Source organism: Butyrivibrio sp. VCB2001 (assembly GCF_000423965.1).
In the GTDB taxonomy this organism is placed as follows: domain Bacteria; phylum Bacillota; class Clostridia; order Lachnospirales; family Lachnospiraceae; genus Butyrivibrio.
The window spans coordinates 18,519-29,139 of sequence record NZ_AUIZ01000028.1; the positions used below are offsets into that span (position 1 = coordinate 18,519).

9 protein-coding genes are annotated in these 10,621 nt (G+C 44.7%); all 9 read right to left on the bottom strand.

Annotation, left to right across the window (positions count from 1 at the left end):
- Window position 1 precedes the first annotated feature (1 nt).
- The gene (locus G589_RS20495) at window positions 2–1,759 is read right to left on the bottom strand and encodes a C40 family peptidase (protein ID WP_051192531.1); all 1,758 of its coding nucleotides are present in this window, start codon (window positions 1,757–1,759) and stop codon (window positions 2–4) included.
- A gap of 15 nt (window positions 1,760–1,774) precedes the next feature.
- Window positions 1,775–4,156: a VirB4-like conjugal transfer ATPase, CD1110 family gene (locus G589_RS0117020; protein WP_026522966.1), complete on the bottom strand. Its 2,382-nt coding sequence runs from the start codon at window positions 4,154–4,156 to the stop codon at window positions 1,775–1,777.
- Between the two features lie 22 nt (window positions 4,157–4,178).
- Window positions 4,179–4,562: a PrgI family protein gene (locus G589_RS0117025; RefSeq protein WP_026522967.1), complete on the bottom strand. Its 384-nt coding sequence runs from the start codon at window positions 4,560–4,562 to the stop codon at window positions 4,179–4,181.
- Window positions 4,563–4,578: 16 nt separating this feature from the next.
- Window positions 4,579–5,445, bottom strand: a complete 867-nt coding sequence (locus G589_RS0117030) for a VirB6/TrbL-like conjugal transfer protein, CD1112 family (protein WP_026522968.1) — start codon at window positions 5,443–5,445, stop codon at window positions 4,579–4,581.
- 128 nt (window positions 5,446–5,573) lie between these two features.
- A complete protein-coding gene (locus G589_RS0117035; protein ID WP_022770880.1) occupies window positions 5,574–5,786 on the bottom strand; it encodes a Maff2 family mobile element protein in 213 nt (70 codons plus the stop codon).
- Window positions 5,787–6,057: 271 nt separating this feature from the next.
- Complete coding sequence (locus tag G589_RS0117045; RefSeq protein ID WP_022770879.1) at window positions 6,058–7,821, bottom strand: VirD4-like conjugal transfer protein, CD1115 family; 1,764 nt, start codon at window positions 7,819–7,821, stop codon at window positions 6,058–6,060.
- Window positions 7,818–8,285: a PcfB family protein gene (locus tag G589_RS0117050; protein WP_026522970.1), complete on the bottom strand. Its 468-nt coding sequence runs from the start codon at window positions 8,283–8,285 to the stop codon at window positions 7,818–7,820. Before G589_RS0117050 ends, G589_RS0117045 begins: the two co-directional genes overlap by 4 nt.
- 307 nt (window positions 8,286–8,592) lie before the next feature.
- Window positions 8,593–9,675 (bottom strand): DUF5688 family protein, encoded by a 1,083-nt coding sequence (locus tag G589_RS0117060; protein ID WP_026522971.1) that lies wholly within the window; start codon window positions 9,673–9,675, stop codon window positions 8,593–8,595.
- 325 nt (window positions 9,676–10,000) lie between these two features.
- On the bottom strand, window positions 10,001–10,621 hold a 621-nt coding region (locus G589_RS20500), incomplete at its 5' end, for an MFS transporter (protein ID WP_035776499.1).

Here is a 10,621-nt window from a genome sequence, read left to right on the forward strand (position 1 = left end):
CTTACGGTATACGCCCGTATTCTAAAAAGTGTGATTGCCAGTAGGGCGTATTGATATTTGAGTAATGCACCGGGTTACCGGCGTGGATCATCCAGCCACCACCCACATATATTCCAACATGACTGGCTCCGGATACTTCATAGGTTCCCTGGAAAAAGACAAGATCTCCGGGCTTTGCTTCTGAGGACGGAACATAGTCTGTTCTTGCCCTCAGGCCATTGGCTGTAAGCCTTCCAAAGTTCCATCCGTTACCGCAGTGATTAATCACCCAGCTGACAAATCCTGAACAGTCAAAGCCATCCGGGCTGTAACCGCCCCATACATATTCAACGCCCAGATAGTTCTCAGCCTCATGAAGCATCCTTGCAAATTCTTCATCTGAGAGATACTCCCCGGGAACGTGATGTTCATCACTGTCACCTTCTCTGCTTCCGGGAATACTGTAGATATCATCCTCACCGAAGAGATACATCCTGTTACCGTAGGTCTCCTTCAAGACCTCATAGCGGGCTATATCATCATCAGTGAGTCCCAGGTTCTCTACCACATAGTCAAGGCCGTGATTAACAAGATAGATATTGCAGATGTAATACTCATATTCCTCTGTGTAGGTGTAGTCTTCGTAGTATCCGCCTTCAGCGTAGGAATCATCTTCTACCCATCTGGTGTCTTCTACTTCTCTTTCCCTGGTTTCAACCTCTTCCTCATAGGTGATTTCATACTGCAGCTCAAGGATCTCCTGTAGTTTTTCCTGAACTTCATCTTCTCTGTAGGCCTCGAAGATTACTGTTAAAAGAGCTGCCAGTTCGTAGGGATTATGACCAACCTCATCAAGGTAGTAGTTGATCTCGTCATAGTCCGCATGGTCCTCAGCTATCTCATCGATCTCATCCTGCAGGCCCTCTTCCAGCTCCTTGTAATCATCTTCCACCGCCAGGATGTCTCTGTCCTCCGCGGTGTAGGATGTTATGACAGTGATATCTCCGCCGCCGGAAGCAATAGCTCCGCAGGAACTAAGAAGCCCAAAGCATATAAGTACTATCAGAAGAACCAGTACAATAATGATGCTTATCGCCGGATTGTCCTGAACAAATTCTGTGATGAATTCGCCAATAGCTCCAACAACGTCTTCTGCCTTCTCAGTTATCTTCCTTCCGATCTTTCCGCCATTCTCAGCAGCTTTAGCCTGTCTTTCCATCATTTTTCTCTGAATTTCCCTACGGGCCTTTTCCCTTGCGGCTTCTTTGGTTTCAGCACTCGCTTCCTTCCGGCCATGGACTTTACTGCTATACTTGCCGTTCTTCACTTTGGAAGTAACATGGCTTGCTGCACCGCTGGCCACATAGCCTCCTGCTTCAAAGACTTCTTCAGATACAGCGCTCTCGCCTCTGTTATCTTCCGATGAATTAACCACATCCGACATAATGTCAGCTGCAGCTACTACTCTTGATGCCGTCTCAGAAATTCTTACCGAACTTTTACTCACAGTTCGTTCTTTCTTTGCAGCTTCCTGGGATTTTCTCACCTTTTCAACTTCAGATGCTTTCTTCTGAGTCTGCTTTCTGAGCTTTTCACGATGATTCTTTTCCTCAAGCGTCTCGCTATTGTCAGCCTTACCGGTCCTTAGTTTTTGTCCGTAGTATTTGCTGGCTGAATCCTTGTTCTTTAATTTATTTGCATGTACTCTTGGCGCATTATCCTTCTGGTCTCCGGGATCCTTATCCCTTGGAGGATTTCTTGTATATAATCCTTCAGCCATGCTCATCTCCTTTGGTTAAGCAGCATTTTCTTTTTCCGCAAACTTGGTTGTAAGAACCTTATACAGCTTGGTCTCCTTGGGAAATCTGTCCACAAAGGGCAGGATTACATTCCCATAAAAAATAAGCCCTTCACCTTCTCCCGAATGTGTCACATACGAAAGCTGGTGTGGACTTATGTTAAGCTGTTTAGCAAGGATTGCCCTGTCTCCGACCGCCTGATTGAGCATCAGGATAAAGTCGGAGTTCTCAAATATATTCTCTACTTCCCTGGAAGCAAGCAGATCTTTGACATTCTGAGTAACGCCGGTCGGCATGCCTCCCCACTTACGAAATCTCTTCCAGATCTCAACTGTATAGGCCGCAGTCTGCTCCTCACGAAGGAGAAGATGCATCTCATCCATAATATATCTTGTGGACTTACCGGCCTCTCTGTTCTCAGACACTCTGCCCCAGACCTGATCCTCGATTATGAGCATACCTATCTTTTTAAGCTGCTTGCCAAGATCCTTGATATCAAAGCACACAAGCCTGTTGTGGAGCTCCACGTTTGTCCTGTGGTTAAAGACATTAAGAGATCCTGTAACATAAATTTCCAGTGCAGTTGCTACATACTTGGCTTCAGGCTCCTCCTGAGCCAGGAGCAGATTGTAGAGATCTTCCAGTATCGGAATATTCTCAGGACACGGATTCTCGAGATATTTCCTGTAAACCTGCCTTACACATCTGTCTATGATTGTCTTCTCCGCAGGCTGCAGACCATCTTTTGACCCCATGATAAGCTCGCAAAGAGACAGGATAAAATCCACCTTCAGCATAACCGGATTGTCGTCTTCAGAATAATTCATGTTGATGTCCATTGGATTTATGTACTGATCCGACGTTGGACTTATCCTGATAACCTGACCTCCAAGATACTCAACCATAGGCCGGTACTCGGCTTCAGGATCTGATATGATGATGTCATCGTCTGTTACCAGGAATGAATTTACTATTTCCCTCTTTGCAGCAAAAGACTTACCGGATCCGGGTGTTCCAAGGATAAGACCGTTGGGGTTCTTAAGCATCTTTCTGTCCACCATGATCAGATTGTTGGAAAGAGCGTTAAGCCCATAGTACAGAGCTCCTCTGTGATCCTGGAACAGCTCCTGTGTCGTGAAAGGCACAAAGATTGCTGTACTTGAGGTTGTCATCCCACGCTGTATATCCACCTCGTTATAAGCAAGAGGGAGCGTACTGACAAGTCCCTGCTCCTGTTGAAAATCAAGTCTCACAAGATTGCATGAATGTTTCTGTGCTATAGAAGAAGCCTGGAAAATATTATTATCCAGCTCTTCTTTTGTCTTTCCCGTATTCATCACTAGGAATGTAAGCAGGAACATTCTCTCATTCTGGGACTGCAGCTCTTTTAAAAGAGCTTTCGCATCCTTACCGTATGTAGCAAGGTCTGAGGGGATGATCTCCATGTCATATCCGGCTCGGACAGCCTTTTTCTGTTCCTCAATCTTGGAGCGGTCCAGCTCGGTTATTGTGTGCTTAATAGTCTTGATTGCCTCGTTCTGATCCACAGACTGCAGATGCATTGTGACGATCTGACTTGATTCCATTCCCAGGAAATCCGCCAGCATCCTATCACTTATATCAGAAGCATCTATGGACAAAAAGCTCATGGCACACCAGGTATCTCCCATCTTGAAGTATCTGCCATTAGGAAATTCAAAGGAACTTGGAGCAATAAAGTCTTTTACCGAAAGCCCTGAGTTTACAAGATACTTCCAATCGAAGTGGAATTTGCCCGTCTCACCCATATGCAGCTGCCTGTGCATGAGTTCAAGGCGCTGAGCTCCATTAAGGGTCTCGGCAATTACACCAAGGCGCTTGAAGTTGTTGAGGATATCCACCTCAATATGCGTAAGCCTTGGCTTTGCAGACTTCATGGAATCCGCATGAATTCCGAAAGTTATGTACTTTACCTTGGTCAGACCATTATTACCTGCCTGCATGTTCTTTAATAAGATTCCGGAATACTCATCCCTAACATCATTGAATCTGTCTGCCTGATGAGGAATCGCAATCTTTTTCTCAAAATCTCCAACTTCAGTTGCGAAGTTCATAAATGACAGCTGGAAATGAACCGAACTGTCAAAAAAGTTAAGAAAGCCGCACCATTCCTCGAAGATTTCCGTCTTATCCTCCTGCTGAGCCAGCTGGTAGTTAATATCCTGAAACTGGATGGTCTTGGTGTAATAATCATCTCCCACCCTGCAGATACCATCCGGAAACATTCTCTCTAAAGGAATTGTCTGCTGGGCTGTTCTCGGCGTCCCATCACTTTTCTGGGCGTTTTTGATTATCTCTTTTACCTCTTCCTGCTGCTTTTTACTAAGGCCTTCAGGCATGATAAATTCCCTGGTGTTTTTATTATTTCTCCACGGAAGTACGAACAATTTCTTCCACCTCCTCTTTTACTGCAGCGCATCTATGAAGCGCCGCGTAGTAATTATCCGTTCTGTACGGACGTTTCTTTGGCCTTATGAATACGGCCTCTATGAAATGCCCGAGATAGACTTCCAAAGGTCTTCCATTCTTTTCATACATGGCAAAAAAGAATATTGGCATCATAATCACCATCATTCCCATAACTGCCACGTTTATCTCAGCCACGCTTTTTATCAGAAAAAAAGACGGTACTCCTATGAGCGCCGCCACCGAAAAGCATATGATCTGTCTTTTTGTCAGATTGAAAATAACTTTGCTTTTGACCTTCGTAAGATCTCTCGGCACGCTTACGTACGAAGCTGCCATTTTTTCTCCTTCCCTGTTAAATGCATTGTAAGATTGACTTGGATACTGAACTTGTCTTAAAGAGCGAGAATGCCAGAAGGATCGTATATCCTACAACTCCCCAAAGGGATCCGACTATATCGCTTGAAAAAGCTACTGACTGGATCAATACTGCATATATTCCTACACATATCATGATCAGGAAGCCCTGAAAACCAAGAGCGAAAAGACTCTTTACATAGTTCATACCCATTGTGCTCTGATCCCTGTTTCCAAATGTTGCAAAAGGAATTGGCGCCATAGAAACATACATGTATATTTCAATCATCCTCACATAGATAATGACAAAAATGATCCTTGAAAGGACCAGGATAGTCACATAAATAATTGATACCTGCAGAAACAGGCCAAACAATTCAAATACATTCATCGTTTCCAATGTGGACTGAAGGCTTGAAAGAGCTGATGAATCAATTGCTGTTGATGCACCAATGACTCCACCGGCACTTGCAATCACATGCCCGGCAACATCAAAGACAGCCAGGGTAAAATCAAATGTATGCGTAATGAGCTCAACTGCAACAAATGTCTTAAATATCCATTTGAAGATAAACCAAGTCTCAAAGCTTGCCAGGTTGTTATAGCTGATGATCAGCTGTATCAGCTCATAGCAGGCCACAAAGGTCAGTATTATACCCGCTATGGGCATTATTACCGTTTCTGACACGTTCCTCACCATACTGAAAACGCCAGGCGAAAAAGCCGATGGTGTCACAGCCACGTCTGAAGCGATTCCCGCCACCTGATCATTAACGTATCCAAACATACTCTGAAAATACTGCATTAGGACAGGGATTATAAATTCTTTGATATGTTCTTCAATTTGCTGGATTACTCTATCCACAACATCCCTCCCATATCTTTGCCAGCTTATCGCTGGATGTAATTAAAGGAAGGCTGGTCAGGAGTTCTCTCCCGCCAGCCTGTACTTTCTCAATATTCAGTTGTCTTTTTTGCTTCTCTCTTCGCAGATCAGAAAAGTCCTGCAAGAAGAGGTACAAGTGTTGTGCCAACGAGGGCAACACCACCGCCAGCCATGAGCTGCTTCATTCCCTGTGACTTCGCGCCGGGATTGTCATTGCCATATCCTTCCAAAAGGTTGATGGCGCCCCACACTCCAAGGCCTGCGCCTAATGCGATAACAATTGTCTGCAGTGATCCTACTGCACTCTGAAAAAATGCCATAATTCTTTCTGAATCCCAAACCCTACAAATGCCCAATTTAAGCATGTTTCACTTTTTCTTAGGAAACCCAAGACAGCTTTTGTCGCTGTTTTGTCGCTTAAGGCATTTGTAGTGGGACCCTTCTCCTTCCAATAATTTTTGTTTGGTTAGCGACACCCCTCGTATTCCGGGATGCCGGTTGATAGTTACTGCCAGAGCCTGTCGACTGACTTCTGGCGTGCGATCGCACATGCCTGTTTCCAGGCATTTATAGGAAAAGACCTTTTGAGTCTTAATCCTCATCTGTTACTTCAATTACTTCATACTCATCATCCGGTTTGAGGACCACTTTGTGGCTAAGGAATTTCTCCACATCAAACCAGTTCTTTTTGTCTGCATCAGCAGTTAGTTTGTAATTAGGATGCTGTGTAAGATCGTATTTGTCCGACAGGAAGGGTCTCACTCCCCTAACCTGTACAACGCACTTTGAACCGTCCATTACAGAGAGCTCATCAATACTCATAAGGTCACGCCCCAGTTTCTGATAAGTCAGATTGTAGGTGGGCTGATTTCCTCTGGTCTCACCTGTGTAATAGTGGTCGATTGTCTCTTTTCCCAAAGTAGCGTTGATATCCTTTAAGGTAGACTGCTCTGTGCCTCCCAGAAATATCTGTGAATCGCAGTTGGCGCAGATGGTCTCTGCATTATCCTTGTAGATAGCTTTCAGCTGAGATTTAGCCTGAAGCACAAGTGCAGCCGATATCTCACGACTTCGGATTGTTGCCATAAGCTTCTCCAGATTAGGTATCTGTCCGATGTTCGCCGCCTCATCAATGAGGCAGCGCACGTGGACAGGGAGCTTTCCGCCATATACATCATCCGCTTTTTCACATAAGAGGTTAAAAAGCTGACTGTAGATGATACTGATCATAAAGTTGAAAGTACTGTCATTATCAGACATGATAAGGAACAGAATTGTCTTTTCATCTCCGATGGTATCAAGCTCCAGCTCGTCATAACTCATAATTTCCCTTACCTGGGCAATGTCAAAAGGAGCAAGTCTTGCACCACAGCTCACAAGAATCGATTTAGCTGTCTTGCCGGCAGCGAGTTTGTACTTGGAATACTGCCTTACGGCAAAGTGGTTAGGATCTTTTTTCTCAAGTCTTTCAAACAGGATATCCACCGCATTCTTGAAGGATTCATCATCTTCTCTGACTTCCATGGAATTGATCATCTCAATCAGCGTATTGAAATTCCTCTCCTCTGCAGGAGCTTCATAATAGATCATGCCGATCAGCGCCGTATAAAGAAGCCTTTCAGCTTTCTCCCAAAACGGATCGGTGGGCGAACCATCACCCTTGGTGTTAGCCATAAGCGTGGTTACCAGCTTTAAGATGTCAGACTCTGAATGGATGTATTCGAAGGGATTAAAATGCATGCTCTTCTTGAAATTGATAGTGTTAAAGACCTTTATCCTATACCCGGCCTTCACAAAAGCGTTCCCAACCTCTCCAATGAGCGTTCCCTTTGGATCGGTTAAAACATAGGAACTGTGAAACTGCAAAAGATTAGGCTTTATAAAAAACCTGGTCTTACCTGAACCGGAACCGCCAATCACAAGAACGTTCTTGTTTCTGGCGTACTTCGGATCAGGAGGTCTTGAGTTCATAGTGATCTTCTCTGTCTGTGACAGGATCACATTATTTGCAAAGACCGGGTCTTCAAAAGGCTCTATATCCTCATGTTTTCCCCACCTTGCTGAGCCATGCTCTTCTCCATGGCGAAACTTCTTGGCATTCTTGCTTTTGATATAAACTGCAAGACGAAGCCCTGCTCCACAAGCAATGCCAACAGCCAGGTCTAATGGATGAAAGCTTGGAAGCATATTTGCAAAGGCAGTTTTAAAGCCTCCGTACAATATAAGCCCCTGGACCTTCTCAGACATATTGCTGCCCCAGGCGATTCGCCAGGCTTCACCAAGATTCGTGCAAAAGAGTCCTACAGCAAAGTAAGGGATGTTTAGTATGATCTTCTTTTTTATTTTAGAGGTCATCTGACAATCTCCTTGTTCTTTACTTTCTCCTTTCGAGGATGCTTTGCTATCTCCTCCTTGAGCTTACGGATCTGATTGATGAGACTGGGCTTCTCTTTCCTCTGCTCACGTTTTACAACTTTATCCGAGTACTCCTTTACCACGGCAGTTATAGCGTCCATGTCCTTAGCTTTGAAAAAGCAGTTGTAACGCACGGGATCAGAAGTTTTGTCTTTTACGATGGCAAAATCCACTCCATACTTGTTGGCAATGCGCTTGAAAGTCCTAAGGCTCTCGCCGCTCACCTCCATACTGGTTGCACCCTGCCCCTGTCTTATAAGAGTTTTCACGCTCTGCCTTCCGGTCTGCTTATGATGCTTATAAGCACGAACAACTGCGCAAAGCCCCTTCCAGAGAGCCTTAGCCGACACCTTACCTGTCCTTATCACGAATCTCACAACATCTCTTGATGTTTCATCTGTCATAGACAGTTATCCAGCCTTTCTTAATGCATTATGCTCGTTCATGATCTTGACCATACATGGAAAACAAAAGGTAGTTCCATTTCCGTAAGGACATGGAGTTTTGCAATTATGTGGTTTAAGATTCCCAACCGGGATAGGATTCATTTCTCTTGAGCTGTTTCTTGCACAGCTGAGTTTATGCTTGCTTGGTTTTCCTTTATGCATCTCGTTTCTCCTTGTTCTATGAAAATGTATTTGGTAAAAGAAAGGCACCAGTCCGGGATATACCACAGGCCAGTGCCAATCATACCTTTGCTATCTTCTGTTATCAGCCAAGGCTTTTTCCATCCTTGGACTTTTCTCCGATGTCAGCATCCTTGTGAGGTGTCTTGGAAGCCTCATCCTTGGCAGCTTTAAGATCTCCCAGGAGAGATTTCTTTTCCGAAGCCTCATGGCCTCTGGCCTCCTTAGCAGCCTGACGCTCCACATACTTCTCACCAAGTTCAAAGACCTTTTCCTTGGCATCGTAGTGATAAACGTTGTCTGTCAGCTGCTCGGAAGGATCCACTGTAGTAGCGTTTACTTCTCTCACCATCGACTCAAGGTGACGAAGATCCATTATGCCGTTGTCAGGCACGATCAAAATTTCATGGATGCTGCTGGGTAAAATGAAGAAGGACTCACCTCCAACCCTCTCCGAAGCTTTCTCCATGAAATTTTCGTAAGCAAGGACTCCGGCGCCATGTACATTGCCTTCCACAGATGCAACAAAAATCTGCTCCTGCTCAGGTGGGATATTAAGCCCCAACATCTCAAGATCCTGAACCCCCATCTGCTTTGCAAGAACTTCGCACATGCCCTCAATTACAAGAGGTCTCACCTCAGGAGCTGTCTTCATTGCGTCCTGATGAAGCTGATCTGCGGTAATCCCATAATTCTCAAGCATCTGATTCGTAACAAGGATTGTTCCTGAACCCGCAGGTGTTTCGCCAAGTACAAAGCGATAAACCACTGACATATCCTCAATATCTTTATGAGGAACTGTATCAAGAAGCTCAGCGTTTCTCTCCTTGGAGACGACCTCCATTGCAAGTGTACCTTTCATCTTGTCATAGTCCTTGAAAGAATCCACATCAAACTCCGGTTGGTTTCTAAGAGATCTGTCTGCCAGATCTGTTGCTCCCTTTGCGATGGTCTCGTAAGGCACTCCGCTCTCGTAGTCCCGGTAAAGAGTGGATGCATTAAGGCTGACTCCTACTTCGCTGTCTGCAGGCTTTACTACGATTGCCTCATAGTTACCGTTCATCTTTTCCGCTGTACGGTGTTCGACCTCAAAGTCTGTTCCGGTCCTGGCCTCAAGTGTCTCCTTAACATCTCTGCCAAGATTTTCTCTAAATGTCTCAAAATCCATTTTGTTTTCTCGCTTTCTTTTGTATTTTTGAGCATAGAAAAAAGACGCCGGTCCAATCCTTCGATCAGACATAAGCGTCTTTGGTTTACAGTTATTCTTTTGCAAAAGAAAAAGCCAGGATATGAGCTGCTTCCCTGCTGTTCATTTCTTGGCTCATTATAACAATATCACACCGAAAATCGGCTTTCAACGCAAAAACCATGCAAATTTCATGCATCTTGGTAACGTTTGGGCATTTTTAGTGACGTTTGGGCATGCAGGATATCCGCTCTACTTAAACACGATAATATTCCGGTATAATGCTCATTCCAATAAACTGGAATTGTTAACACTCTGTCTTATTGCACCGGAGGCATAAAGCATAAAATGCAATCGCCAGAAACTGTGATACCACAGACACAGTGACAAGATACACAGGATTCAAATCATACAGGGCACCGAGAAGCCAACTGCCCAGAAACCACGCAATACCAAATCCTGTCTCAAATATTCCGAAACCGGTGCTTCGCATGGAACGCGGGACGATTCCGCTGACAGCTGCTTTCATAATACTTTCCTGCGCACCCATTCCAATCCCCCATAGAATTATCCCAGCTCCGATCAACCAGGCATTTCCAGTCATAAAAACAAAACATGAGAAGAATGTGCTGCATAGTGTGGAAATGATCAGAGCCTTCAGCCCGACCTTATCATAAAGCCAGCCAAAGAATAGTGCAGCAAAGGCATCCACAGCCATTGCCCCAGCATATAGCAGGCTGAGCATGGATTCATTAAATGCTCCGGTATTAGCCGAATGAAGTGTAATCAGGGTGAAGTCTGCAAAGCCAAAAGCAAAAAAGCAGATGGCCGCCATGAACAGAACAAATGACTTCCTGAATTCAAAGCTTGCCGGTTTATCTTCCTGCTTTTCAAAGATCTCCGGATCAGGGTATCTTATCTTTGCTGT

Bases quoted from the DNA above. Each gene is read 5' to 3' on its own strand.
- G589_RS0117035 (WP_022770880.1), bottom strand. From the start codon at position 5,786: ATGGCATTTTTTCAGAGTGCAGTAGGATCACTGCAGACAATTGTTATC.
- G589_RS20495 (WP_051192531.1), bottom strand. From the start codon at position 1,759: ATGGCTGAAGGATTATATACAAGAAATCCTCCAAGGGATAAGGATCCC.
- G589_RS0117025 (WP_026522967.1), bottom strand. From the start codon at position 4,562: ATGGCAGCTTCGTACGTAAGCGTGCCGAGAGATCTTACGAAGGTCAAA.
- G589_RS0117045 (WP_022770879.1), bottom strand. From the start codon at position 7,821: ATGACCTCTAAAATAAAAAAGAAGATCATACTAAACATCCCTTACTTT.
- G589_RS0117060 (WP_026522971.1), bottom strand. From the start codon at position 9,675: ATGGATTTTGAGACATTTAGAGAAAATCTTGGCAGAGATGTTAAGGAG.
- G589_RS0117020 (WP_026522966.1), bottom strand. From the start codon at position 4,156: ATGCCTGAAGGCCTTAGTAAAAAGCAGCAGGAAGAGGTAAAAGAGATA.
- G589_RS0117050 (WP_026522970.1), bottom strand. From the start codon at position 8,285: ATGACAGATGAAACATCAAGAGATGTTGTGAGATTCGTGATAAGGACA.